Source organism: Actinacidiphila epipremni, assembly GCF_012034175.1.
GTDB classification, from domain to species: Bacteria; Actinomycetota; Actinomycetes; order Streptomycetales; family Streptomycetaceae; genus Actinacidiphila; species Actinacidiphila epipremni.
This window is the reverse complement of the sequence record NZ_JAATEJ010000027.1, coordinates 55,823-80,705: the sequence shown is the minus strand read 5'-3', so window position 1 is coordinate 80,705 and position 24,883 is coordinate 55,823. Positions and strand designations below refer to the sequence as shown.

Annotated in this window: 20 protein-coding genes; 13 read left to right on the top strand and 7 right to left on the bottom strand. The window is 72.8% G+C overall.

All coding sequences use genetic code 11. From position 1 onward, the window contains the following. Positions 1–44: 44 nt before the first annotated feature. From HCN08_RS27745 to HCN08_RS27725, 5 genes are all read right to left on the bottom strand, one after another. Positions 45–1,190 (bottom strand): hypothetical protein, encoded by a 1,146-nt coding sequence (locus tag HCN08_RS27745; RefSeq protein ID WP_167986011.1) that lies wholly within the window; start codon positions 1,188–1,190, stop codon positions 45–47. A 52-nt stretch (positions 1,191–1,242) separates the two neighbouring features. Continuing rightward, positions 1,243–2,184: a hypothetical protein gene (locus HCN08_RS27740; protein WP_167986010.1), complete on the bottom strand. Its 942-nt coding sequence runs from the start codon at positions 2,182–2,184 to the stop codon at positions 1,243–1,245. Between the two features lie 67 nt (positions 2,185–2,251). Then, positions 2,252–6,157, bottom strand: coding sequence for an FxSxx-COOH system tetratricopeptide repeat protein (fxsT, locus tag HCN08_RS27735; protein ID WP_407648900.1), 3,906 nt, complete (start codon positions 6,155–6,157; stop codon positions 2,252–2,254). Then, entirely contained in the window at positions 6,154–7,452 is a 1,299-nt protein-coding gene (fsxC, locus tag HCN08_RS27730; RefSeq protein WP_167986008.1) for an FxsC protein, read from the bottom strand. The genes fxsT and fsxC overlap by 4 nt, the downstream gene beginning before the upstream one ends. A 119-nt stretch (positions 7,453–7,571) precedes the next feature. After that, positions 7,572–8,909 (bottom strand): FxsB family cyclophane-forming radical SAM/SPASM peptide maturase, encoded by a 1,338-nt coding sequence (locus tag HCN08_RS27725; RefSeq protein ID WP_322974718.1) that lies wholly within the window; start codon positions 8,907–8,909, stop codon positions 7,572–7,574. Positions 8,910–9,110: 201 nt separating this feature from the next. Here HCN08_RS27725 and HCN08_RS27720 point away from each other — a divergent pair, with 201 nt between their 5' ends. After that, the gene (locus HCN08_RS27720; RefSeq protein WP_167986006.1) at positions 9,111–10,661 is read left to right on the top strand and encodes a toll/interleukin-1 receptor domain-containing protein; all 1,551 of its coding nucleotides are present in this window, start codon (positions 9,111–9,113) and stop codon (positions 10,659–10,661) included. A 92-nt stretch (positions 10,662–10,753) separates the two neighbouring features. Then, a complete protein-coding gene (locus HCN08_RS27715; protein WP_167986005.1) occupies positions 10,754–11,206 on the top strand; it encodes a hypothetical protein in 453 nt (150 codons plus the stop codon). Here the strand turns inward: HCN08_RS27715 and HCN08_RS27710 are convergent, their stop codons facing one another. After that, positions 11,207–11,683 carry an HIT family protein gene (locus HCN08_RS27710; RefSeq protein ID WP_167986004.1) on the bottom strand — a complete coding sequence of 159 codons (477 nt, stop codon included), beginning with the start codon at positions 11,681–11,683 and terminating at the stop codon, positions 11,207–11,209. Between the two features lie 11 nt (positions 11,684–11,694). After that, positions 11,695–12,852 (bottom strand): pyridoxal phosphate-dependent aminotransferase, encoded by a 1,158-nt coding sequence (locus HCN08_RS27705; protein ID WP_206319331.1) that lies wholly within the window; start codon positions 12,850–12,852, stop codon positions 11,695–11,697. Between the two features lie 488 nt (positions 12,853–13,340). Here HCN08_RS27705 and HCN08_RS27700 point away from each other — a divergent pair, with 488 nt between their 5' ends. From HCN08_RS27700 to HCN08_RS27650, 11 genes are all read left to right on the top strand, one after another. After that, positions 13,341–13,862: a DUF2617 family protein gene (locus HCN08_RS27700; RefSeq protein WP_167986003.1), complete on the top strand. Its 522-nt coding sequence runs from the start codon at positions 13,341–13,343 to the stop codon at positions 13,860–13,862. 90 nt (positions 13,863–13,952) lie between these two features. Then, on the top strand, positions 13,953–15,524 hold the full coding sequence (locus tag HCN08_RS27695) for a polyamine aminopropyltransferase (protein ID WP_167986002.1): 1,572 nt from the start codon (positions 13,953–13,955) through the stop codon (positions 15,522–15,524). Between the two features lie 144 nt (positions 15,525–15,668). Then, a complete protein-coding gene (locus HCN08_RS27690; RefSeq protein ID WP_167986001.1) occupies positions 15,669–16,772 on the top strand; it encodes an SRPBCC domain-containing protein in 1,104 nt (367 codons plus the stop codon). A gap of 183 nt (positions 16,773–16,955) precedes the next feature. Continuing rightward, on the top strand, positions 16,956–17,759 hold the full coding sequence (locus HCN08_RS27685) for an aldose epimerase family protein (RefSeq protein ID WP_167986000.1): 804 nt from the start codon (positions 16,956–16,958) through the stop codon (positions 17,757–17,759). 53 nt (positions 17,760–17,812) lie between these two features. Further along, positions 17,813–18,355, top strand: a complete 543-nt coding sequence (gene pyrE / locus HCN08_RS27680) for an orotate phosphoribosyltransferase (protein WP_167985999.1) — start codon at positions 17,813–17,815, stop codon at positions 18,353–18,355. 247 nt (positions 18,356–18,602) lie between these two features. Next, entirely contained in the window at positions 18,603–19,625 is a 1,023-nt protein-coding gene (gene fbaA / locus HCN08_RS27675; RefSeq protein ID WP_167985998.1) for a class II fructose-bisphosphate aldolase, read from the top strand. Between the two features lie 122 nt (positions 19,626–19,747). Continuing rightward, entirely contained in the window at positions 19,748–20,161 is a 414-nt protein-coding gene (locus tag HCN08_RS27670) for a DUF3151 domain-containing protein (RefSeq protein ID WP_167985997.1), read from the top strand. A 317-nt stretch (positions 20,162–20,478) separates the two neighbouring features. Beyond that, the gene (locus HCN08_RS27665; RefSeq protein ID WP_240970498.1) at positions 20,479–21,363 is read left to right on the top strand and encodes a DUF3152 domain-containing protein; all 885 of its coding nucleotides are present in this window, start codon (positions 20,479–20,481) and stop codon (positions 21,361–21,363) included. Positions 21,364–21,556: 193 nt separating this feature from the next. After that, positions 21,557–22,393: a tryptophan 2,3-dioxygenase family protein gene (locus HCN08_RS27660; protein ID WP_167985995.1), complete on the top strand. Its 837-nt coding sequence runs from the start codon at positions 21,557–21,559 to the stop codon at positions 22,391–22,393. Next, on the top strand, positions 22,386–23,867 hold the full coding sequence (gene kynU, locus HCN08_RS27655) for a kynureninase (protein ID WP_167985994.1): 1,482 nt from the start codon (positions 22,386–22,388) through the stop codon (positions 23,865–23,867). Before HCN08_RS27660 ends, kynU begins: the two co-directional genes overlap by 8 nt. Before the next feature lie 3 nt (positions 23,868–23,870). Further along, positions 23,871–24,839 carry an alpha/beta hydrolase family protein gene (locus HCN08_RS27650; RefSeq protein WP_167985993.1) on the top strand — a complete coding sequence of 323 codons (969 nt, stop codon included), beginning with the start codon at positions 23,871–23,873 and terminating at the stop codon, positions 24,837–24,839. Positions 24,840–24,883: the final 44 nt, after the last annotated feature.

The window sequence follows — 24,883 nt, the reverse complement described above, 5'->3', positions numbered from 1 at the left end:
AGGCGAGCGGAGCGCCGGCGCCCCGGTCGGCACTCCGCTCTCGCTCACTCGGTTCGGCCCTGCGGGCACAGCGAGTCCCGTTTCGCCGCGGACAGCGCGGCCGTGCGGGAGGCTCCCGGCGGTTCGCCGGCGGAGGCGGGGGCGTCGGAGGGGGACCTTCCCGCGGGAGAAGCGAGCGCGTCGGCCACCACGTGGAGCACATTGACGACAAGGATCGCCGGGGCGATGACCGCGACCGCCTCCGGGAGCAGGGGTTCGAGGAGCAGGGCGAGGATGATCGCCGTGATGCCGTTCTGCTGGCTCAAGCACAGGGAGAGGCGGTCCCTGGCGGGGAAGCCCCAGGAAAGCGCGGCGCCCACCACTATCTGGGCCGTGAAAGTGGCGCAGCCGAGGACGAGGCCCACGCCGGGGCTCATTCCGCGGGCGAGGAGGACGCCGAGCAGGAACGTCGCCACGAGAAACGCGGCGTTGGTCGTACGACCGATCCAGCGGCCCAGCTGGGGGCGGAAGAAGAGCGCCGACAGCGCGAGGCCGAGCATCAGGAACTGCCAGGCGGCCACACCCATCAGGACGGCGAGCGCCAGGACTTGGACCGAGCGGGCGCGGCGGCGTACGACCCGCCAGACGGCTGCCGCGGCCAGCAGCAGAAGCAGGTTCAGCAGCAGGGACACGCTGTAGTCGGCGCTGCCGGCGCCGGCACCCTGGGCGCCGTCGAGGACGATCGAGCTGATGACGACCACCAGGATCGTGGTGACCGGGTCGTCGAAGGACGCCCACGCGGCCAGCAGCGACTTCGCGCGCGGCGACATGCCGTGGGCGTCGAGCATGGCGGACACCGACAGCGGGTCGATCTGCGCCATGGCGACGGCGAGCACGAGGTATTCCGGTCTCCGGAGGAAGACCAGCGCCAGGACGGCGGCGATGAAGGCGGCCTTCGCTGCGACGCCGACGGTGATCGCGACCACGATCCGGTAGACATCGGCGCGCTGCTCCGGCCGGGAGATTCCCGACGCGCTCCCGTACAGCCCCACGGCGAGCAGTGCATACGTGACATAGGCGTACGCCCCGCCACCTGCTCCCGTGTCGACGGTCAGCCACTGGCCCGCCAGGACGCCGACCGCGGCGACGCCGAGCGGGAGCAGCAGCGAACGGGTCAGCGCCACGGCGACGGCACGGTACCTGGTGCGCACGGCGACCATCATCCTCACCCACTCCTGGACAGCCGTGGTCCGGCACGAACGGTCAGGCGGACATCAGGTCCCGCCCGACCCGGGTCATACGCTTGTCCGCCTCCGCCACCCGCGCCTGATCCAGCGTCACGCCGACCAGGAAGTGTCCATCACGCAGCACGTGGTAGTAGGCCGCGCCCTGTTCGACGTCCAGGACGACCTGCAGCAGTTCGCCCTGCATCACCGGACCCACGGACGTGTTCAGGCGCCGGACCACCCCGGGCAGTAGCCGGCCGAGCCGGCCGTACCTCTCGCGCCGTGCTCGCGGGGTCGGGCCGAGGAAGTACCGGCCCAGGCCGGGGTGGGCGAAGATGTCGGTGGTGTGGAGGGCGGTGGAGCCGTCGTAGTAGGCAAGGTAGTGCAAGCCGTGCAGGTCGAGGGCTTCCCGGAGGACCTCCGACGTACGGCCGGGCGCCGGCACGCGGCCCATGACGGTGTGGACGTGCTCTTCGAGGTCGACGGTGCCGCTCCCGGCAGTCTTCTCGTCGTGGTCCGGGGCGGCGGGAGCCCCGGCCGCCGCCGGGTTCCCCGAAGGGTCCGCCGCCGCGCGCCGCGCGGCCCTGCTCATGAACGAGCCGAAGTCCAGCACGGAGTAGTTGATGGACGCCCTGATGTCGTTGACCTTGTCCGCCAGCGCCTCGTCCACCTCTTCGAGCCGGTCGACGCGGTCCGTGGCCGCGTAGAGGTGGATCCCGGACTGGATCAGGTAGAAGAAGACCGCACCGGACGGCACGCGCAGCACCGTGCGTATGAGGGCGCCGGTGCGCAGGTTCGCAAAGTCCGGCGCCAGCTCCTCCAGGACGTAGTACAGCAGCCGGCCGGCTCTTTCGTGGCCGCTTTCCTCCATCCCCGGGGCGTCGACGACGATCCTGGGCGTGTCCCGGTCGTAGAGCACCATGTGGGCCGGCCCCTCGGGACTGAGTAAGCTGCGCAGCGTCAGTGCGAGCTCTTTCATCTGCGGGTTTCCTCCGCTCGGGTACCGCACGCCGGGCTGTGTCGTGTCGTCCAGAGCCTCTGCCGGCTCAGACATCCTGCACCTCCAGATCCAGGCCGAGTCGGTGGTACGGCTCCGCTGTGCAGGCGAGGGTGAGCGGGTGCGCCTCACCGATGTGCGCGATGCTGTGGATCCTGAGGCTCTCCCGGAGCGCGTCGCCGTCGTTCCGGCTCGAACTGGCGTGATTGGCGAGGGCGGTGAGAGTGACCGGGTGCCTGGGGCCCCACGCCGTGGGAGTCGAGCAGCGCGAGTAGAGGTCCTTGTCCTCGTCGGCGAGTTCTCCCCCGCTTATCTCGCCCAGTTCTGCCAGGCAGTTGTTCCGGTTCATCTCCGCGACCAGCGTGTAGCGGTGGTCGCGGCCGAAGCTCTCCCGGAGCAGCTTGACCGCCTTGCGGGCGTGGGTCGCGGCCTGTTCCGCGTCGCCGTCGGCGAGCAGGTAGAGGGCCAGGTTGGTGGAGCAGATACCCGTGAAGGGATGGCCGGCGTCGAAGACCTCGACGAGCTGGGCGAGTGCCTGCTTCGCATACCCGACCGCGGCGTCGGGCGCGCCGGCGGCGTAGTGAGCGGCTGCCATGGCCATGCGGCAGAAGATCGTCAGGGGGTGGTCGTCCTGCCACTGCTGGAAGCAGAGGTGCGTCGACTGGATCATGGCCAGCGCATCGGTGGTACGGCCCTGCCGCAGCAAGGTCATGCCCAGGTTCTGCACCGTCTGCAGGGTGAGGGGGTCGGTCGGGCCCTGCAAAGAGACCAACCCGTCCCTGGCCTGCGCCAGATACTGCTCCGACAGGTCGAGCTGCCACGCCTCACGGTAGTCGGCCCCGACCCTCGCGCACGACTTCCAGGTGAGGTGGTGGTCGTCGGTCAGGACGCGTCGTCGCAGTTCGAAGGTGCTCAGATCCTGGCGGGCCGCGCTCTCCGCCGACTCGCAGTAGTAGCGGGACAGCGCCAGGTTGGACGATGCGTTGAGCGTCTCGACCTGGTCCTCGCCGATCTCCGCGCACAGGCCGCTGTAGGTGGCGCGGTCCTCCTCGTACGCCTCGATGAACTTGCCGTGCGCCCGCAGATCGGCCGCGTATCCGCGGGCCGCGAACAGCGTGTACGGGTCGCGGGGGGCACGGTCGCGCTGGACGCGCCAGGAATGCTGGCTGTGGGTCAGCGCCTCCCGGTAGCGTCCGAGCATCCGGCAGGCCGCGCCGACCTGGGCTTCCAGCTTCAGCACGCTGGAGTGGTCCTCGCCGAGCCTGGTCCGCCACCGGTCGAGCACCCGCGTGCCGAGCTCGCGGCCGGCCTCCCACTGGCCGTTGAACCAGCGGTAGCGGACCTGGCTGATCAACCAGTCGTGCACTCCTGGGTCGTCGCTGTCCAGGGCACCCGAGGCCGTCACATGCTTGTCGAGTTCGGCGAAGACGTCGCGGAACTCCCGGGCGTCGCGGCGGAGGGCGTCGGGCACCTGGGCGGCGAGCACTTTCAGGGCGTCCGATCGCGTGGCCCGGCGTTCTTCCTCCGACATGTGGTCGAGAACCAGGGACTGTACGAGCCGGTGGACCTTGAGGAGGTGGGTGTGCGGGTCGACGACCGCCAGCGTCTGCACCCTGAGCTGGTTCACCAGGCCGGGCACCCTCATGGAGTCCTGCACCGCGGCATCCACGGTACCGAGCAGCGCCGTCATCGCCGGGGACTGCACGATGCGCAGCCCCACACCGTCGGAGGACATGCACGAGCACAGTTCGAGCAGCCTGGCGGCGGCCGGTGCCTGCTCCCGCAACCGCTCGTACGCCAGGACGCAGGCCTCCGCCGCCTCCTCGAATCTCGGCGACTGCCTCTCGGCCACCACCCGCGGGCCCGAGGCGTCGAGCTGGTCGATGAACTCGGCGACCGATTCGCCGGTGTTGACGAGCCAGGCCGTGGTGGCGGTCTCCCAGATCGGCAGGTGGCCGAGCCGCTGTGCGAGCGCATCCAGCTCGGAGTCGCCGGCGCCGGGGAGCTTCCGGCTGAGCAGAGCGAGGCTCTCCTGCGGGGTGAAGACCTCCACCTGTCGCGTGGTGAGGCCGGCCCAGTCGGGGTTGCGTGAAGCGATCAGCACATGACCGTGGTTGCCGCCGGGGAGGAAGGGGGCGATGGACTCGTAGCTGTCGGCGTCGTCGAACACCAGCAGCCAGCGCTGGAAGTGCTTGCCCTGGCGCAGCTCGTCGACCAGCGCCTCCCAGTCCTTGCGCGGCGTACTTCCGGAGGCGGTCGAGACCTTGTGGTCCAGCCGGACCAGCGTGGCCCTGATGTTGTCCGCGTCGGTGGCGGGGACCCACCACACCATGTCGTACTGCGACGCGAAACGGTGCGCGTACTCCAGGGCGATCTGCGTCTTGCCGACACCGGCCAGACCCCACAGCACCTGCGGGCCCGGCTGGGCCGCGAACTGCTCCCACAGCCCGGTCAGGGCCGCCTCGCGGCCGACGAAGTCGGCGTTGCGCGGCGCGACCTGCCACACGGCCGGCTGGCGGCCGGGGAAAAGGTGACCGCCGGCGGGCGGGGACAGGGGGACGTCGCCGGTGAAGAAGCGGAAGCGCGCGAGTACCGCCCTGCGGGCGCGGTCCTCGTCCAGCACGGAGAGGTCCGGCACACCCGGCCAGTCGAACTGCTGGGGCAGCCGGGCGCCGCTCACGCGTATGCCGACGGGCTGCCGTTCGGGGGCGCGGCCGGCGTCCGCATCCGCGGTGATCTGCTCGACCACGTGGCCGGCCGCGGACGACAGGAGGTGCGGGGAGAGCAGGACGAGCAGCGGGTCGGCGCTTTTGCCGGCCTCCTCTTCCCAGTGCTCCGGCTTGCAGCTCGTGACGGTCACACCCGCGTCTCGCAACTGCTGGGCGATCCAGTCGGCCCACAGCTGGTCGCCGGTGTCGTAGAGCATGCTGACGGTCTGCTCCGCGGTCTCCGGGCGCCGTGCCGCCCGGTAGGCCTCGACGTACGACAGGCGCTGCGCGGCGGTGGCCGGCTGCATGTCGTTGATCGCGCTGTCCGTGATACGTGCGGCCAGCTGTACGTACTGGGCGATGACGCTGGCCCTGTGCCGCGGGTCCTCCACGATCGCGGCGAGTTCCTCGCCGAAGGCGTAGTAGGGCCGGTACGGCACCTGCACCTCGCCCCAGTAGGAGGCCAGTTCGTCCTCGTCGTCCATGGGGAGATAGCGGTCGAGGACGCGGCGCGCGTAGGCCATCCGCTCGTCCAGCCGGGTCTTCTCCGACAGCTCGATGTGCATGGGTGCGAGGTGCAGCCGGATCGCCCGATCGTGGCGGGCCAGTCGCTGCGCGATGTGGGCGGCGCCCTCGATGGCCTGGCTGTTCATCGCCACGCCGACGACGACGCTGTCGGGCAGCGCCAGGGTGCAGATGTCGGCCCCGTCGGAGTAGCCCGTCCTGCTGTCGATCAGGATGTAGTCGTAGTCGCTCTCCTGCATCCTGCCGCGTAACACCGCGAGGTATTCCTGTCCGTCCTCGCTGTTGAGGAAGCCGCTCCAGTTGATGGAGTGCAGACGCCGTACGTACTCGTCGTCCAGCCGGCCGGGACCGATGAAGTGCAGCTTTCCGCCCTGGGGGAAGGGGTGGTCCACGCTGACGCTGTAGCGTTCGAACGCGGCGTGCTCGGCATGCAGGGCCCGCAAGTCCTCGGGCGCCTCGTCGGCGTCGCGGGGGCCGGCCGCGGTCACGAAGCCGTGGAACATGTCGAGGATGCCGTCGGTGTTCCCCAGGTCCGGGTCCGCGAGGAACTGGCGGTAGTAGAGGTGCAACCCCGGTGCTTCCAGGTCCCAGTCGATGACCAGGACGGACTTGCCGTGCGTGGCCATCACCCACGCGGTGTTCGCCAGGGCCATGGTGCGGCCCTGGCCACCCTTGAAGGAATAGAACGAAATGATCTCAGCTGGATGGCCGGTGCTGCTCATCCATCGCCCCACAGTTCTCCCGAAGCCCTGCCGACAAGTGACGCCTGCTGCCCGGTAGCAGGGGTGAGCCATTCCGCCCGTTCCCGGCGTCTGCGGGACCGCCTCTCCGCGGCGCTCTCGACCGGTGGACCGAGCGGAATGCCCTGCCCGCCGCCCTCCGAGGCGACGTCGGCCAGCACTCCCGCCACGGTATAGGCCAGCGCCTGCGGTGTGCCGACTTCGTGGTGGGCGGCCCCGAGTAATCGTGCCGGAGTGCGCGCGAAGGAGTCCCGCAGCCGGGAGGTGTGCAGTCGGCTCTCGTCGTCCTGGCGTGGCAGTACCACGATCACCGCGGACACCCCCGCCTCGCAGCGGGCCAGCCGCTCCCAGAGCACCGGGAAGGCGGCGTCCTCCGTCAGCCAGGGGTCGACGACCAGCACCACGGCCGAGTCGTCGTCGGTCCGCAGCCGCGGGAGGGCGTGGTCGGCGTCCAGCGCGACGAACCGCACGCCGTCGAGGCCGCACGCCCGCAGGGTGCGGCTGACGACCGAGACCGCCGACTCAAGGCTCTGCGGAGCGAACGGCGACCACTCCTCGGGGGTACTGCCGTAGGCCGCGACGGAGGTGCGCAACTGCTCCATCTTGGCGCTGGTGCCGGCGACCAGGGCCACCACCAATCGGCGGACGGGGCCTTCCCGTTCCTCCGGTGTCGTCGGCGCCGCGGGCGGTGGCTCCGGACGGCGTCCACCGCGCGACGGGCCGAAGCGGGGCTGTACGTCGCGGGCGGCGGCCTCGCTCATCGCGGGCAGCGGGCTTGCGACGGCCCGCAGCAGTTCGTCCGCGACGGCGCTCACCGTGCGGCGGTAGAGCATCCGGGCGTGCGGGTCGCTCTGTAGTTCGCGCACCCCGCGGCCCCGGTAGCCCTGACCCGAGACGTCGGCCAGAATCCGGCCGCTGCTTGTGACGACCTGGGGCAGCACCAGGCCTTCCGGCTGCCACAGCACCCCCACCAGCGACGCCGGCCGCCGGCCCGTCAGGCGCTCCAGCCGGTCCATGCGCTCGGCGAAGACGGACCACTCCAGGGCGCACGCCTCCTCCTCCAGATACTCCGGGGAGTAGAGCGCGAGGAGCGCGGCGCAGTCGAGGAGATCCGGCGGCGGGCCCGAGGCCGGCTCGGCACGCCGGAGGCTGCCGCGGACGTTGGCGTACGACCCGCCGCGGCGGGTAAGCTCGTGCTGGACATCGAAATGGAACCGCTGGATCGTTCCCCTGTCACCGGCTGAACTGGCATAGCTGGTGTAGAACGACGGCCCCATCGCAACCCCCCAAGGGCCAGCCTTCTCGGACTGGAACCACTCGCGCTCCCGACCCACGGCAACGGCCAGCTGCAGACTGCCGAGGGCATCACGTGCACTCACACCGCTTCAGGGCTACTCTAAGGAAGTTTGCCCACCACTCGCCTGGCAAACGCCGAATTTGGCCGAACCTCATCCGAACGAGGGAGCCGCTGCCACTCCCGCAGCTGGTCACCGATGTGGCCGATCAGGAAGGCCAGGTCCGCGCAGTAGACGGACGGGTTGTCGAAGCCGGCCCCCCTGCCGTGCCGGTGAGCGCGCACTCCTCCGCCGCAGACTCCCACCACAGGGCACGCCCGGCATTCCTGACTCAGCAGGCTCACGCCGTAGCCGGGGGCGGTGGGCAGCGACAGCACGGCGTCGAAGGAGTGGCTGAATACGCTGACCCCGGTGCCGGCCGCGCCGTCCGCAACTGCCTTGAGCGACTCCGCCCACGAGATCGTCCCGTCCGACTCGACCACCACGGAGGCGGCCGGCAGCATGCCGACCACCTCGCTGTCGCTGACCATCGGCGCGGCGCCGGCCGTCTCCCATGCCTGCGACTCCCACAGGCCCACGATCGCGTCGAACAGCCGTACCCGGACCGGGCGGCCGGTCTGCCACCAGCGGTCGAAGGCGCACGCGAGCCACCGGCCGTACGACGCGTCCTGGCCGGGATCCCGCGACGGCGGATCGTCCCAGGTGGCGTGTGGCAGCCGGAAGTCGACGAAGGGCGGCCGGTGGGCGACCAGGGCGTCATAGGTGCGGACCGGGTCGTTGGCCGTGTCGACCGTGCAGAGCAGGCCCCCGAACAGGTGCCGGTAGCGGCGCCGGTTCAGCTGCTCCAACGCGCCGACCACCTCCCGGTAACTGCCCGCCGCCTCGCGGCCGTCGCGCCCCGCGCGATGCGTACGGTGGCGGTCGTGCGCCTCGCGGTCGCCGTCCAGGCTGACACCGACCGTGACGCCGTGCCCGGCCAGCACGTCGAGCATCGTCCCGGTGAGCAGGAGGCCGTTGCTCTGCGCCGCCAGCTCCACCACCGCGCCGGAACCGTCCAGCGCCTCCCGCACCGCAGAGCAGAACCCGGCCACGACGTCCGGGCCGGCCAGCAGCGGCTCACCGCCGTGCAGGATCACCCGTATGCGGTCGAGTCCGTTGCCGCGCACATGCTCTGCGATCCGCCGCACCAAGCGGCTACGCACCTGGACGGGCATGGTCCGTGGCCGCGTACGCCACCCGCTGTCGCGCAACTCGTAGACATAGCAGTAGTCGCAGGCCAGGTTGCAGCGGCTGTGGAGCTTCACGACGAACTGGTCGAACGCCCGGAGCGCCACGCCGCCGTCCTCCCGCGGCGACAGACGCGGAGCCGGCCAGGGGCCGACCGAGGGCGTGCAGTCGTCGAACGTCGGCCCGCGCTGCCCGTCGGGGGAGAGCTTCACCCGTTCCCTCCCGTCGTTCACGACGCCGGGGACGGAAAGCGGGCGTAGCGCGGCGTCCCCCTGCAAGCACGGTAGCGGGAAGGGCGGATGCGCAGGGAGGTGCCAATTCGCCAAAGACAGGCGTCTTCGGGAAGGAACCGGACAGCGGCTCCGGCGCATGATGGGAAACGGAGCCGGGCATAGGGCAGCGAAGGAGTTGCGATGGCAAGGGACCTCGATTTCTTCGTGAGCTACGCCGGGCCGAACCTGGACTGGGCACAGTGGGTCACCTGGACCCTGCGTCAGGAGGGCTACACCGCCGAGTTGGACGACTGGGACTGGGAGGCCGGTGCGAACGCCGTCGCCCGTATGTCGCAGGCGCTGCAGCGTGCACGCCGGATGGTCGCGCTCTTCTCGCCCGCGTACTTCGAGCCGCAGCGCTTCACACAGGACGAGTGGACCGCGTTCCAGAGCATGCGGCAGGAGAAGCGGCTGCTCCCGGTGTTGGTCGAGAACACGCCCAAGGAGGTCGTGCCCACCCTGCTCCACCCGCTCGTCGCGGTGACCCTTTACGGCGTGCCCGTCGAGGTGGCCAGGGACCGCTTGGTCGCAGCCGCCGCGGGCAAGGGAACGACGCCGGTCACCGAGCCGCCCTTCCCCGGGCAGGCCGGGGGAGTACAGCCGGCATCGGCCCCGCCGCCCCAGGCGCCCGCACCGTCCCCTCGCCCGTCCGCCGCGGCGACGCCACCGAAGAGGTCCCTGTCCTTCTCGTCGACGCTGCCGGGCTCACTCGTCGGCTCCTACCCGACGGGCGGGCCGATACTGGCCTCGCCGGTGGTCGCGGGCGATCTGGTGGTCGTCGGAAGCGACGACGGCCTGCTGCACGCGGTCAGCCGGCACGACCTGACGGGTGTCTGGAAGGCTGCGGGCGACGGCCGGTCGCATGCCGCGCCGGCCGTCGCGCGCGACCTGGTGCTGCTCGGCGGCGATCACGGGGTCGCCGCCTTCGCACTCGAGTCCGGCGTCTCCGTGTGGTCCTTCAAGACCGTGGAGCCCATCCGGTCCACGCCACTGGTCAGGGGCGGAATGGTCTACGCCGCCGGGTACGACGCGAACGTCTATGCCCGTTCGCTGTCCGACGGGGCCGGTACCCCGGTGCCGAAATGGCGTCACAAGCGCCCTGCCGCGTCGCCCGCCGCACCGGCGTACGACCTGTCCTCCTCGCCCTGCATATCCGCCCGCCGGCTCTTCGTCGGCAGTCTCGCCGGCCGGCTCAGCGCCCTCGACGCCGACACCGGGAAGGAGTTGTGGTCCGAGGCGATCGGTCAGACGGTCGTCTCCAGCCCCGCGGTGGTGAACGGCACGGTCTACGTCGGCAGCGAGGACTGCCAAGTCCGGGCGCTCGGCACCGGCACGGGGCAGGAGCTATGGGCTTTCGAGACCGGCGCGCCCGTGCACTCGTCTCCCGCGCTCCACAAGGGCGTCCTGTACATCGGCAGCAACGACTCGTACGTCTACGCCCTCGACGCCGCGACAGGCACCCGCCGTTGGGCCTTTCCCACCGACCGCAGGGTGGTCAGCACACCCTGTGTCGTCGGCGACACCGTCTACGTGGGCAGCCATGACGGGCTTCTCTACGCCTTGGACGCCACGACGGGCCGCCGCTTGTGGCGGTTCGACACCCACGGGCCCGTCAGCTCCTCGCCGGTTGTCGCCGACGGGATCGTCTACGTCGGGTCGTCGAGCGGTCGCCTCTACGCCGTGCGTGCCTGAACGCCCGCCCGTGGTAAGCGACTTCGCCCCCTCGGGGTGGCCGTACCGATACGATTGCGGCAGGGGCGTTCGCGGAGGGGGGCCGTTGCCAGATGACGTCGACCAGCGACGGACCGGACATGCGGGTCGGCGCCGAACGCTCACCGCTCGGTGAAGACCGGATCAAGCACCTGGAGTTCATCCAGGCGGTCATCAACCGGATGGCGACGAACTCGTTCTTCGTCAAGGGCTGGGTGCTGACGTTGGCCGCCGGGCTCCTCACGGTGTCGGCCAGTCAGCTGAGCTGGAAGATCGCCACGGTCGGGCTGGTGCCGCTGCTCTGCTTCTGGTCCCTGGACGGCTACTTCCTCCAGCAGGAGCGCCTCTTCCGTCGGCTCTACGACGATGTGCGCCACGTCGACAGCAGCGTCGAGATGATGTCGATGAACGTCGGGCCCTATCTGGCGCGCACCTCCTTTCTGGACGCCGCGCTGTCGAGGACGCTGATCCTCTTCCACGGCGCCCTGCTGGTAGCCGACCTGGCAGTCCTCGCCGCCACGCTGTGATCACGCACCCGGCGGGCCGCCGAGCACAGCGGCGAGCTGCCGAGCGATCCCGTCGAGCGCCGCGTCGTCCCCGAAGCCCGCTTCCGGGCGCGGCCAGATCGGTCCCATCGCGTCGCCCCGCCAACGCGGCACCAGATGCACATGCGTGTGGAAGACGGTCTGCGTGGCAGACCTCCCGGCCGAACTGACGGCGTTCAGGCCCTCCGGCTCCAGCAGGTCCTGCAAGGCCCGGCCGACCTTCAGCACGATGTGCGTCAGCCGCTCGGCAGCGGCGCCGTCCATCGCCCACAGGTCGGGGGTGTGCACACGGGGGATGACCAGCGTGTGGCCACGGGTCGCAGGCGACAGCGGGAAGAAGGCCACGGTGTGCTCGTCCGCGTACACCACGCGCGCCCGGTCGGGATGCGCGGCGATCCCGCAGAAGGGGCAGTCCCCGGCCGGTCCGCCCGGTCCGCCCGGTTCGTCCGACGCGTCCACTGCGCCCTCCCTCAGCGGTCGAATGTCGTGCGGAGGCGGGATGCCGCCTCCTTGAGGACGTCCTCGCGTTTGCAGAAGGCGAAGCGGACCTGGGTGCGGCCGGCGGTGGGGTGGTCGTAGAAGACGGAGTTGGGGACGGCGACGACGCCGGACCTTTGCGGGAGGGTGCGGCAGAAGGTGAGGGCGTCGGTTTCGCCGAGGGGGGCGATGTCGGTCGTGATGAAGTACGTGCCCTGGGGGCGGTAGACCTCGAAGCCGGCTGCGGTGAGGCCGGCGGTCAGGAGGTCGCGCTTCGTCTGGAGGTCGTCGCGGAAGGCGGCGTAGTACGCGTCGGGGAGGGCGAGGGCTTCGGCGACGGCGTATTGGAAGGGGCCCGAGGCGACGTAGGTGAGGAACTGCTTCGTCGTGCGGACGGCGGAGACCAGCTCCGCGGAGCCCGTCACCCAGCCGACCTTCCAGCCCGTGAAGGAGAAGGTCTTGCCCGCCGAGGAGATGGAGACCGTGCGGTCGCGCATGCCGGGGAGGGAGATGAGGGGGATGTGTGCGCCGTCGTCGAAGACGAGGTGTTCGTAGACCTCGTCGGTGACGACGAGGAGGTCGCGTTCGACGGCGAGGGCGGCGATCGCCGTGAGCTCGTCGCGGGTGAGGACCGTGCCGGTGGGATTGTGGGGGGAGTTGAGGAGGAGCAGGCGGGTGCGGCGGGTGATCGCGGCGCGGAGGGCGTCGAGGTCGGGGCGGAAGTCGGGGGCCCGCAGGGCCAGGGGGACGCGGACGCCGCCGGCCATGGCGATGCTCGCGGCGTAGGAGTCGTAGAAGGGCTCGAACGCGATGACCTCGTCGCCGGGTTCGAGCAGGGCGAGCATCGCCGCGGCGATCCCCTCGGTCGCGCCCGCCGTGACCAGGACCTCCGTGTCCGGGTCGAACTCCAGGCCGTAGAAGCGGCGTTGGTGCGCGCAGATCGCCGCGCGCAGTTCGGGGACGCCGGCGCCGGGCGGGTACTGGTTGCCGCGGCCGTCGCGCAGGGCGCGGACCGCCGCCTCGCGGACGGCCTCGGGGCCGTCGGTGTCCGGGAAGCCCTGGCCGAGGTTGATCGCGCCGGTGGCCGCGGCGAGCGCCGACATCTCCGCGAAGATCGTCGTCCCGAGGCCGTCGAGGCTGCGGTTGAGCAACGGGCGGCGAGGGCTCGCGAGGCCGCCGCAGGCCGGGACGCCTGCCGGGGTGCCGGTCGGGGTGCCGGTCGGGGGGTTGATGGGGTGAGTCACTCGCTGCGCTCGCCTTCTCCGTGGTCCGCCGTCGCGTTGTCCGGGTCACGCGAGCGTACTGGGGAGCGCGCGGGACGGGGGCGGGTGAACACCTGACCCCGTGGGCGCTCCAAGGGATGGAAAGTGCGCACAGATGGGTAAAAACCCTGAAGGCGGCACGCGATTCATGATTCCGTAGTTCTCGGACCCATTTCGAGGGCTTCAGCGGGGACCCCTCGGAGGCTGCGGCGACCGACGTCCGGGCTTCCCCGGGCTGCGCCGGGCCTCCTCGGGCCCTCGCCGGGCCCCTCGCGTGTCCAGGGTCCCAGACCCCACGTGGGCACGAGCCGACACGCGCCCTGCTGCCGGGCGTCACCGGCCCATGACATCCACTTGCGTGCTTGCGGAGCCGATCCATGCTCACCACCCTGCATACCTCCTACACCGACACCCGCGCGGGCGACCTCGCCTGGTGCCTCGGCAAAGACGCGCTGCCCGCGCTCGCCACGCTCAACGTCGAGGTGGGCGACGGCCTGCGGGTGCGCGCCAAGGTCGAATTACGCCTGCTGGGCGCCTCGCACCAGGTGCTGGTCGACGCCGGGCGCGGCGACTGCTCGGAGACCGTGGCGTGCATGCCCGGCAGCCAGGCGCCGCTGCCGTTCGGGGTCGCGCGGCGGGTGGGCGGCTGGGACTACGAGTTCGCCGCGCGCATCGAGACGCTGTCGCAGGGCTCCTTCGCCGGCCGCGCCCAGGAGCTGCTCGCGCTCGTCGCCGACCACCCGCACGGGCTGGCCGGCACCTTCCCCGGCGACCCGCACGCCTTCACCGCGATGCTGGTGCAGTACGCGGACGGGGGCGTGCGCTGGCGCACATGGCATGCGTATCCGCAGGAGGGGCGGCTGGTCACCACCCGCACCCGGGTGAACGCGCTGGCCTGACCCGAATACCGCCCCCGGCGCGCCCGCGGGCGCCGATTTGCACTCCTGTGGGTGACCGGTGGCGGCTGCCCCCTGACATAGCGTGCACTCATGATCGACCAGCGCCACCGCAGCGAAGCACCCGGCCGCCCCGGACCCAGCCTCGCCGCGCGGCTACCGGTGGCCGCGGGGGCGGCCCGGGCGCTGGTGCTCGCCGCCGTCTTCGTCTGCGCCGCCTGCGGGCTGGTCTACGAGCTGGAACTGGTCGCGCTGGCCTCCTACCTGGTCGGCGACTCGGTGACGCAGGCGTCGGTGATCCTGTCGGTGATGGTCTTCGCGATGGGCTGCGGCTCGCTGCTGGCAAAACGGTTACGCGGGCGCGCCGCGGTCGCCTTCGCCGCGATCGAGACGGGGCTCGCGCTGGTCGGCGGGCTGTCGGTGATGGTGCTCTACGCGGTGTTCGCGTGGTGGGGGCAGGCCACGGCGGCGATGGTCGGCTGCGCCTTCGCGATCGGGGTGCTCACCGGCGCCGAGGTGCCGCTGCTGATGGTGCTGGTGCAGCGGGTCCGGCGGCAGGACGCGGGCGGCGCGGTCGCGGACCTCTTCGCCGCGGATTACGTGGGGGCGCTGGTCGGCGGGCTCGCCTTCCCCTTCCTGCTGCTGCCGCACGCCGGGCAGCTCACGGGCGCGCTCGTCACCGGGGTGGTCAACGCGGCGGCCGGCGGCGCGACCGTGCTGTGGCTCTTCCGCGGCGACCTGAGCCGGCGGGCCCGCGGCTGGCTGCTGCTGGCGAACGTGCTGGTCCTCGCGGTGCTGGCCGGCGCCGCCGCGGCGGCCGGGCCGTTCGAGCGGGCCGCGCGGCGGGCGGTGTACGGCGGGGACGTCCGGGTCGCCGAGCAGAGCGACGTCGAGGACATCGTCCTGACCGGCGGCGACACGCCCGGCCACCCGCTGCGGCTCTACCTCGACGGCCGGCTGCGGGTGGCCGGCCCGGCGACCGTCCGCTCCGCGCGCGCCCTCGTCCGGCCCGCGCTCGCCGGCCCGCACGCCCGGGTGCTGCTCCTCGGCGGCGGCGACGGGCTCACCCTGCGCGAAGTGCTCCGTTACGGCGACGTCGCGGCCGTCACCGCCGTCCAGCCCGACGCCGAGCTGCTGCGGCTGGCCCGCACGGACCCCGGGCTCAGCCGGCTCAACGGCCACGCCTACGCCGACCCGCGGGTGCGCACGGTGACCGCCGACCCGTTCGACTGGCTGCGGTACGGGCGGCACGCGACGTACGACGTCGTGCTCGCCGACCTGCCCGACCCGGGGCTGACGCGCAGCGCCAAGCTCTACTCCCAGGAGTTCTTCGGCCTCGCCGCCCGCGCGCTGGCCCCCGGCGGGCGGCTGGCCGTGCCCGGGGGCGCGATGGCGGGTCAGGCGCGGACGTTCTGGACGATCGACGCGACGGTGCGGGCGGCGGGGCTGCGGACCACGCCGTACGGGGCGGGTGCGGGGGGCGGAGGCCGGGGCTATGTGCTGGCCGCGCGGGGTTCGGCGCCCAGGCTCGGGGGCGAGGCGGGCGGGGCGGGCGCGCGGGGCGGGGCGGCGGGGCTCGCGGCGGGGGAGCTCCGGGAGGTCGCACGGCCGGCGCGGGCCTTCCCGCCCTCGACGCTGCTGCGGCCCCGGGTGCCGGCACCGTAAGGCGCACGGGCGTCAGGCGTACGGGCGTCAGGCGTACGGGCGCGGGCTCGGGGGACGTATCCCTCGTTGCTCCGGCAGCTCCGGAGGAAAAAGACCGGGCCGCGGAAACGTCAAGGTGGCGCGTGCGTGGGTAGGCTCCGCCGCATGGAGCATGAGTCCTTCGTTCCGGGGATGACCACCGCGCGGATGGTGCAGGCGCTGCGCACGCCGGAAGTGGTGCGGGCGAGCCTGCCCGGCTGGCAGCCGGACTCGGCGGCTGCCGAGGGCGCCCAGGAGGGCGGCGCCGACGACGGGACCGCCGCCGTGGGACGGCTGCGGCTGCGCGTGGGCGGCTCCTCCGTCACCTATCGCGGCACGCTCGTGGTGAGCGGCGACGGCCCGGGCTTCACCGTGTCGGCGGCCGGTACGGAGGTGCGGGGCGGCGGTGGCGTCTCGGTCGCCGCCGAGGTCAGCGTCGTGACGGCGGTGCAGCCCGAGGCCGGCGTGACGCTGGTCTGGCGTGCCGAGGCCGAGGCGCACGGGCGGGTCATGTCGTACGAGCCCGCGGTCGTCGAGGCGACCGTACGGCGTCTGCTGGACCGTTTCTGCCTGGACCTGGCGGCGCATGCGCCGGCCGGCGACGTACGCGACCCGCACGAAGCCGCTGCCGCGGCGGGCTCGGCGGAGGCGCCCGGGCAGCCCCCGGCCGGGGACGCGCCGCACGCCGCCGAGGAGGCGGGCCCGGCGCGGTCCGGCGGTCCGGCGGACCTTACGCAGGCGGGCGAGGCAGCCGCTGCGGGCGGGGCCGCGCCGGCGGAGTCCGCCGAGCAGGCCGACGAGCCCCGAGCCGACGAGCCCGACGCGCCCGGCGCCGACGACGACCAGCTCCGGGAGGCGGAAGCCGCAGCGCCCGGCGCGGGAGCAGCGGACGAGTCCGAGGAGGATGTCGTCGACGACACCGGGGAGCCCGTGCCCGGCGCGGAACTGGAGGACTTCGACCTGGTCGAGGTCGAGGTGGAGGTGCCGGAGAGCGCCGCCGCCCTGGACGACCTCGTCCCGCCCGCCGAGGCCGCGCACGCGCGGCGGACGATGATCGGGCGCAGCGCCGAGGAGGTCGACCACGCGCCGCCGCGCGGGCGCTACGCCCCGGTCCCGGCCCCCGACAGCTCCTCCGCCGCGGCGGCCACCCTGCGCTGGGCGGCCCCGGTGGCGGCGGCCCTGGTCGCGTCGGCCGTCGTCGTGAGCCGGGTGCTGCGCCGCCGCGGATAGCTGCGCGGGCAGCTCCGCGGGACAGCCCCGCGATCGGCGCCACGCGCGACCCCGCCGACAACCGTCGGCGGCCCGCCACCCCCGTACGGCAACCCGCACCCCCGCCCGTACGGAAGTCCGCCCCGCCACCCGCTCGCCGGACCATAAGTGAACGTCAGAACCCCCGCCCGCTAGGCTCGTGACGTGCAGAACGAGACGAAGCTGACGGCGGGCGACGCCGAACTGACCTTGGAGCCCGGGCACGGCTGCCGGATCGCCTCGCTGAAGGTCGCCGGGACGGAACTCCTGCGCCAGGGCGAGCGCTTCGGCGCATTTCTTATGGTGCCGTGGGCCGGCCGGACCGAGAACGGCGTCTTCCGCAACGGCGGCGTCACGCACCAGCTCCCGGTCGACGCACCGCCGCACGCCATCCACGGCACCGTGCGGCACACCGCGTGGCAGGAGGCGAGCCCCGCGACCGACACCACCGCGTCCTACCATGTCGACCTCGCCGACCCCTGGCCGTACCAGGGCAAGGTCACGCACACCGTGGAACTGGCGCCGCACTCGCTCAAGCTGACGCTCAGCGTGGAGGTGCCGGCCGGCGGCGACTCCTTCCCGGCGCAGGCCGGCTGGCACCCGTGGTGGAACCGCAACCTCGGCAACGGCGGCCAGGACGTCGAGCTGTCCTTCCGCGCCGGCTGGCAGGAGGAGCGCGGCGACAACCACCTCCCGACCGGCAACCGCATCACCCCCAAGCCCGGCCCCTGGGACGACTGCTTCGGCATGCCCGACGGAGTGGATGTCACCCTGACCTGGCCCGGTGAGCTGCGGCTCAACATCCAGAGCCCGACGCAGTGGGTCGTCGTCTACGACGAGCAGCCCGAGGCGGTGTGCGTCGAGCCGCAGTCCGGCCCGCCCAACGGCCTCAACACCACCCCGCGGCTGGTCACCCCGATCGACCCGCTGGAGATCAGCACCCTGTGGACCTGGCACCGCATCGGCTGACCGCGCATCGGCCGAGCGCACCCGTGCGGCCCTGAGCCCCGATACTGGTGGGCATGAGCGACGACGTACGCAGTGCGCTGCTGCAGCAGATCCAGGACAAGGCCGTGGTGCACGGCAAGGTGACCCTCTCCTCCGGGCTGGAGGCCGACTTCTACATCGACCTGCGCCGTATCACCCTGGACGGGCAGGCCGCGCCGCTGGTCGGCGCGGCGATGCTGGACCTCACCGCCGAGTTGGACTACGACGCGGTCGGCGGGCTGACGCTCGGCGCGGACCCGGTGGCCGGTGCGATGCTGCACGCCGCCGCGGCGCGCGGGCGCCGGCTGGACGCCTTCGTGGTGCGCAAGGCCACCAAGGCGCACGGCATGCAGCGCCGGATCGAGGGCCCGGACATCGCCGGCCGCCGGGTGCTGGTCGTCGAGGACACCTCGACGACCGGCGGTTCGCCGCTCACCGCGGTCGAGGCGGCCCGGGAGGCGGGCGCCGAGGTCGTCGCCGTCGCGGTCATCGTCGACCGCGGGGCGGAGCCGAAGGTTACGGCGGCGGGTCTGCCGTATCTCGCCGCGTACACGCTGGGCGACCTCGGCCTGAGGTGAGCCCCGGGCCGCCGCCGGTCCGACACGTCCGGCGGCGGCCCGTACGCCCTTCGCCGTAACACCTGCACAGCCGTCCTGACCTGCGACTTTGTCCAGGTTGGGATGTTTCACGTGAAACACCCGGGAGGTCGGGGCGGGCTGGCCCCGTACCGAGGTGGTGTATCCGTTCGAGAATGGGAAGATAGGGCCGACGATGACGTCGCCACGCCAGCACCACCACCCCCGCCGAATCTGAGGAGCGGAAACGATGCCCATCGCAACCCCCGAGGTCTACAACGAGATGCTGGACCGGGCGAAGGCGGGGAAGTTCGCCTATCCGGCCATCAACGTCACCTCGTCGCAGACGCTGCACGCCGCGCTGCGCGGGCTCGCCGAGGCGGAGAGCGACGGCATCATCCAGATCTCCACGGGCGGCGCGGAGTTCCTGGGCGGCCAGTACAAGAAGGACATGGTCACCGGCGCCGTCGCGCTCGCCGAGTTCGCGCATGTCGTCGCCGAGAAGTACCCGGTCACCGTGGCCCTGCACACCGACCACTGCCCGAAGGACAAGCTCGACGGCTATGTCCGTCCGCTGCTGGCCATCTCGCAGGAGCGCGTCGACGCCGGCCGCAACCCGCTCTTCCAGTCCCACATGTGGGACGGCTCCGCCGAGAACCTCGACGACAACCTCGCCATCGCCAAGGAGCTGCTGGCGCAGGCCGCGAAGGCGAAGATCATCCTGGAGATGGAGATCACCCCGACCGGCGGCGAGGAGGACGGTGTCTCGCACGAGATCAACGAGCACCTCTACACCACGGTCGACGACGCCTTCCGCACCGTCGAGGCCGTGGGCCTCGGCGAGCAGGGCCGCTACCTGCTGGCCGCCTCCTTCGGCAACGTCCACGGCGTCTACAAGCCGGGCAACGTGGTGCTGCGGCCGAGCATCCTGAAGGAGTTGCAGGACGCCGTCGCGCAGAAGTACGGCAAGGCCAGCCCGTTCGACTTCGTCTTCCACGGCGGCTCCGGCTCCACGATCGAGGAGATCGAGGAGGCGCTGGAGAACGGCGTGGTGAAGATGAACATCGACACCGACCTGCAGTACGCCTTCACGCGGCCGGTAGCGGCGCACATGTTCCAGAACTACGACGGTGTGCTGAAGGTCGACGGCGAGGTCGGCAACAAGAAGGCGTACGACCCGCGGGTGTGGGGCAAGTCCGCCGAGGCGGGCATGGCCGCCCGGGTCGTCGTCGCCGCGGAGAACCTGCGCTCAGCGGGCAACAAGCGCAAGTAGCCCGCGACGCCCGCCGGATACCGGGCAGGGCGCGGCATACGGTTCGGACGCGGGATACGGTTCGGGGCTCTCGGCGGACGCCGGGGGCCCCTTCGCGTGCGGGCTCGGGCAGACTGGAACGCATGCCCAATCACGAGAACCTGCTCGGGGGTCCGGCCCCCACCCATCTGCCCGACGACCCCGAGCCGCGCGAACTGCTCGCCTCCGGCGCCGATCCCGCCGACGTCGCGGCGAAGTACCCGGCGTCGTCGCTGGCCTGGGCGCGGCTGGCCGACGAGGCCTACGAGGCCGGGCGCCCGGTGGAGTCCTACGCCTACGCCCGCACCGGCTACCACCGCGGCCTGGACGCGCTGCGCCGGGCCGGCTGGAAGGGCCACGGCCCGGTGCCGTTCGAGCACGAGCCCAACCGCGGCTTCCTGCGCTCCCTGTACGCCCTCGGGCGCGCCGCGCAGGCGATCGGCGAGAAGGACGAGTACGAGCGCTGCACGACCTTCCTGCGCGACAGCTCACCGACCGCCGCCGACACCCTGAGCTGACACCGAGAGCTGACACCGAGAGCCGGCACCCTGAGTTGACGCTCTGAGCCGGCACCCGCCGCGCCCCCCTCACCCTCCCCGGCGTCCCCTTGCGCCTGCTCGCGGGCGCAATGTCGCAATGTCGCAGTATCGCCACAGAAGGGGGGCGCGCGCCGCGGCGGCGTACCCCTGTGCGATTGTTGCCCCGAGTAGTTCGTGTCGTTCACGCGCAGGTCCGATCGCATGTCCACTCGCAGCACGGGATGCACCACGGGGGGCCGGATCGGGGGGCCTGGGTCGTGGCCGCCCCCTGCGCTGCGCGGCACCAGGGGGAGTCCTTGTCAGCACAGCGGAGCCGCCACCGGCACGGCCGGCGGCGGGCGAAGAGACGCGCCTCGATAGCCGGGCCGCTGAGCCTGGTCGTCATCCTCGTCCTCGGCGCGAGCGCCGGATACGCCGCCTGGCACAAGTCCCGCGACACCGCGGAGGCCGCCGCGCCGGACCGCGCCGCCGGCGCCACGGCGAGTACGCCGCCCTCCGCCGCCTCGAACCGCGGCGGCCAGACCCTCGCCTCCCACCCGGCAGGCACCCCGACGACCGGCCGTACGTCACGGTCCGCCGCGCCGACCACCTCTCCCACGCCCGCCCCGACGTCGGTGCCCCAGCACGGCAGCGGCAGCTTCAGCACCGCCAAGGCCAACGGCACGGCCTCGGGCCGCGGCATCATCCGGCGCTACAAGGTCGAGGTCGAGGGCGGTATCACCCTGTCCGCGACCGACGCCGCGCACGAGATCGCCGACATCCTGGCCAACCCGCGCGGCTGGACCGCCGACGGCCATGACGGCTTCCAGCTGGTCTCCTCCGGGCACGCCGACTTCGTCATCAAGATCGCCACGCCCGACACCGTGGACCGGATATGCGGCGCCGCCGGCCTGCTCACCCGCGGCGAGGTCAACTGCGACGTCGGCCCGACCGTCGTGGTCAACCTCAAGCGCTGGATGCTCGGCTCGCCCGAGTTCGACGGCCCGATCGACGGCTATCGCGCGCTGATCATCAACCACGAGGTCGGCCACCGCATCGGCCACCACCACGAGGGCTGCCCGGGGCCGGGCAAGCCCGCGCCGGTGATGATGCAGCAGATCAAGGGCCTCAAGGGCTGTGTCGCCAACCAGTGGCCGTACGACGCCAAGGGCCACTACATCTCCGGGCCTCCCGTCCCCTGACGGCTCCTGCCGCCGCAGGACGGCACACCTCCGCCGAGCAGGCGGCCGAACGGGCGGCCGAGCGGGCATCCTCCCCGGTGAGGCAGGCCGTCGGGTGCCGCGGCACGCCGCGGCCGGCCTTGCCGGATCCGCGCCCACGGCCGATGATCGCGGCGTGGCCCGGTGACCCCGGGCACCCGCACTGGAGGTAACCATGTCCCACCACCCGACCGACGAGGCGGCGACCCCGAACCTCTCGTTCGAGGGCAGCACGCCGTACGAGGACTACGTGCAGGCGTCCGTGCTCACCCATCTGCAGCACCCGCTGTCCGACGAGCCCGGCGAGATGGCCTTCCTGGTCACCACCCAGGTCATGGAGCTGTGGTTCACGCTGCTGGTCCACGAATGGACCACCGCGGCCCGGGCACTGCGCCAGGACGACCTGCCCACCGCGATGGCGGCGCTGCACCGCAGCCTGCCGGAGCTGGAGGCGCTCAACGGCTCCTGGAAGCCGATCGCCCATCTGACGCCCGGGCAGTTCAACGCCTACCGATCCGCGCTCGGCGAGGGCTCCGGCTTCCAGTCCGCGATGTACCGCCACGTGGAATTCCTGCTCGGCGAGAAGTCCGCCTCCATGCTCGTCCCGCACCGCGGCACACCCCGCGCGCACGCCGAACTGGAGAAGGCGCTCAGCGAGCCGAGCCTGTACGACGAGGTCCTGCGGCTGCTGGACCGGCGCGGCTACCGCATCCCCGCGGACGTCCTCGACCGCGACCTCACGCAGCACTACGAGCCGCACCCGGAGGTCGAGCGGGCCTGGCAGCGCGTCTACGCCGCCGACGACCAGGACTCCGACCTCATGCGGCTCGGCGAGACCCTGACCGACATCGCCGAATACGTCTGGCGCTGGCGCAACGACCACCTCGTGGCGACCCGGCGCGCGATGGGCGCGAAGGTGGGCACCGGCGGCTCGGCGGGGGTGGCCTGGCTGGAGAAGCGGGCCACGAAGAACGTCTTCCCCGAACTGTGGACGGCCCGCAGCCATGTCTGAGCCCCTCCCGTACGACGCCCCGCCCGCGCCGGGCCAGGACGCCCCGCCGGCCGCGAGCCCCGCGCCGGGCCTGGACGCCCGAGGTGCTGCCGGCCCGCAGCGCCCGGGCCCGCAAGGCCCCGCCGGCCTCGACGCCCGGGCTGCCGCGCTGGACGCCGCCGACCCGCTCGGGGCCGTCCGCGGCCGGTTCGCGCTCGACGAGGACACTGTCTACCTCGACGGCAACTCGCTCGGCGCGCTGCCCACCTCCGTCCTGCCGCGCCTGGCCGACGTCGTCACCCGCGAGTGGGGCGAGCTGCGCATCAGGTCCTGGGAGGAGAGCGGCTGGTGGACCGCACCCGAGCGGATCGGCGACCGTATCGCCCCGCTCGTCGGTGCCGCCCCCGGCCAGGTCGTCGTGGGCGACTCGACCAGCGTCAACGTCTTCAAGGCGCTCGTCGCCGCCGTCCGGATGGCCAGGCCCGGCCGGACCGAGATCCTGGTGGACGCCGCGACCTTCCCCACCGACGGCTACATCGCCGCCTCCGCCGCCCGGCTGACCGGCCACACCGTACGGGCGGTGCCGGCCGCGGAGATGGCGGTGACGGCCGGCGAGCGCACCGCCGTCGCGCTGGTCAACCACGTCGACTACCGCACCGGGCGGCTGCACGACCTGCCGGGCACCACCGCGGCCCTGCACGCCGCCGGCGCGCTCGCCGTGTGGGACCTGTGCCACAGCGCCGGCGCGCTGCCGGTCGGGCTGGACGCCGCCGAGGCCGACCTCGCCGTCGGATGCACGTACAAATACCTCAACGGCGGGCCCGGCGCGCCCGCCTACCTCTACGTCCGCCGCGCGCTCCAGCCGCTCTTCGACTCGCCGCTGCCCGGCTGGAACTCGCACGCCGACCCCTTCGCCATGAGCTCCGGCTACGAGCCCGCCGCGGGCGCGCCGCGCGGCCGGGTCGGCACCCCGGAAATCCTGTCGCTGCTGGCCCTGGACGCCGCCCTCGACGTGTGGGACGGGGTGGGCATCGACGCCGTGCGGGCCAAGAGCCTGGCCCTCACCGACTTCTTCCTGGAGTGCGTGGCCGCGCTCGTGCCGCCCGGGCGCGTGGAGTCCGTCACGCCCGCGCCGCACGAGCAGCGCGGCAGCCAGGTGTCGCTGCGCTGCGCCGCCGCCAGGGACGTCATGCGGGAGCTGACCGCGCGCGGCGTCGTCGGCGACTTCCGGCGGCCCGACGTACTGCGCTTCGGCTTCACCCCGCTCTACACGCGCTACGCGGACGCCCTGCGCGCCGCCCGCACCCTGGCCGAGCTGACGGCGCAGCCGGGCACACCGACCGCGACCTCCGACAGCCGCGACGCCCCAGCCGCCACCACCGCTACCCGCGACACCGCAGCCCCCGACGCCCCGGCCCCGGACATGAGCGCGGAGCCGAGCACCGACCCGGGCGCGGACCCCGCGCCGGCCCCCGTACGAGAAGGAACGCCCTGACCGATGACCGCCGACCCCGCCCCGCCGCCGCCCGCTTCCCAGGCCGAGGCGGCCGAGGCGGAGGAGGCGTCGGCCTTCGCGCACCCGGCGGTGCCGCCCGACGCCACCGCCGCCTACGGCGACCACCCGGACCAGGTCGTCGACTTCTACCGCCCCCGGGTACGGCGCCCCGGCGGCCGGCCCGCGCCGCTCGTCGCCCTCTTCCACGGCGGCGCCTGGCGGCAGCGCTACGGCCGCGCCCACCTCTCGCCGCTGGCCGCCCGGCTGGCCGCACACGGCTTCGCGGTGGCCTCGGTGGAATACCGGCGCGGCCCGGCGCCCGAGGGCGCGGACGGCCCGCCCAGGCGCTCTGAGGACGCCGCCCAGGACAGCGCCGACGGCTCCGGCTCCCAGCCGCCGCCCGCCGCGGGGCGCTGGCCCGACACCTTCGACGACGTCGCCGCCGCCGTCGACGCCCTGCCCGACCTGGCCGTACGGACGCTGGGCCCGGAGCACGCCGACCCGCGCCGCGTCGTCCTGGCCGGGCACAGCGCGGGCGGCCACCTCGCGCTGTGGGCCGCCGCCCGGCACGTACTGCCCGCCGATTCCCCCTGGCACCGCCCGTCACCTCCCCCGCTCCGCGGCGTCGTGGCGCTCGCCCCGATCGCCGACCTCACCTCGGCGATCCGGCTGCGGGTGTGCTCCGACGCCGTCACCGACCTGCTCGGCGGCCCCGGCCACCGCACCGCCCGGCTCTCGTACGCCGACCCCGCCGCGCTGCTGCCCACCGGTATCGCCGTCACCATCGTGCACGGCACCACTGACAGTGAGGTCCCACCGCAGGTCAGCCGGGCTTTCGCGGGCGCGGCGGCGGCAGCGGGGGAGGAGGTCGTCATGGCGTGGCTGCCCGGCACCGGCCACTACGCCCTCATCGACCCCGCGAGCCCGGCAGCCGCGGCGGTGACGGACGAGCTGGACCAGCTCGCCTGGTGAGCGCCCGGCCGTAGCAGCGCCCGGCGGCGCGAAGCCCCCGGGCA

What these genes read in the sequence shown, in the direction of transcription:
- HCN08_RS27740 (WP_167986010.1), bottom strand. Translation starts at nt 2,184, where the DNA reads ATGAAAGAGCTCGCACTGACGCTGCGCAGCTTACTCAGTCCCGAGGGG.
- fxsT (WP_407648900.1), bottom strand. Translation starts at nt 6,157, where the DNA reads ATGAGCAGCACCGGCCATCCAGCTGAGATCATTTCGTTCTATTCCTTC.
- fsxC (WP_167986008.1), bottom strand. Translation starts at nt 7,452, where the DNA reads ATGGGGCCGTCGTTCTACACCAGCTATGCCAGTTCAGCCGGTGACAGG.
- HCN08_RS27720 (WP_167986006.1), top strand. Translation starts at nt 9,111, where the DNA reads ATGGCAAGGGACCTCGATTTCTTCGTGAGCTACGCCGGGCCGAACCTG.
- HCN08_RS27715 (WP_167986005.1), top strand. Translation starts at nt 10,754, where the DNA reads ATGACGTCGACCAGCGACGGACCGGACATGCGGGTCGGCGCCGAACGC.
- HCN08_RS27700 (WP_167986003.1), top strand. Translation starts at nt 13,341, where the DNA reads ATGCTCACCACCCTGCATACCTCCTACACCGACACCCGCGCGGGCGAC.
- HCN08_RS27695 (WP_167986002.1), top strand. Translation starts at nt 13,953, where the DNA reads ATGATCGACCAGCGCCACCGCAGCGAAGCACCCGGCCGCCCCGGACCC.
- HCN08_RS27690 (WP_167986001.1), top strand. Translation starts at nt 15,669, where the DNA reads ATGGAGCATGAGTCCTTCGTTCCGGGGATGACCACCGCGCGGATGGTG.
- pyrE (WP_167985999.1), top strand. Translation starts at nt 17,813, where the DNA reads ATGAGCGACGACGTACGCAGTGCGCTGCTGCAGCAGATCCAGGACAAG.
- fbaA (WP_167985998.1), top strand. Translation starts at nt 18,603, where the DNA reads ATGCCCATCGCAACCCCCGAGGTCTACAACGAGATGCTGGACCGGGCG.
- HCN08_RS27670 (WP_167985997.1), top strand. Translation starts at nt 19,748, where the DNA reads ATGCCCAATCACGAGAACCTGCTCGGGGGTCCGGCCCCCACCCATCTG.
- HCN08_RS27660 (WP_167985995.1), top strand. Translation starts at nt 21,557, where the DNA reads ATGTCCCACCACCCGACCGACGAGGCGGCGACCCCGAACCTCTCGTTC.
- kynU (WP_167985994.1), top strand. Translation starts at nt 22,386, where the DNA reads ATGTCTGAGCCCCTCCCGTACGACGCCCCGCCCGCGCCGGGCCAGGAC.
- HCN08_RS27650 (WP_167985993.1), top strand. Translation starts at nt 23,871, where the DNA reads ATGACCGCCGACCCCGCCCCGCCGCCGCCCGCTTCCCAGGCCGAGGCG.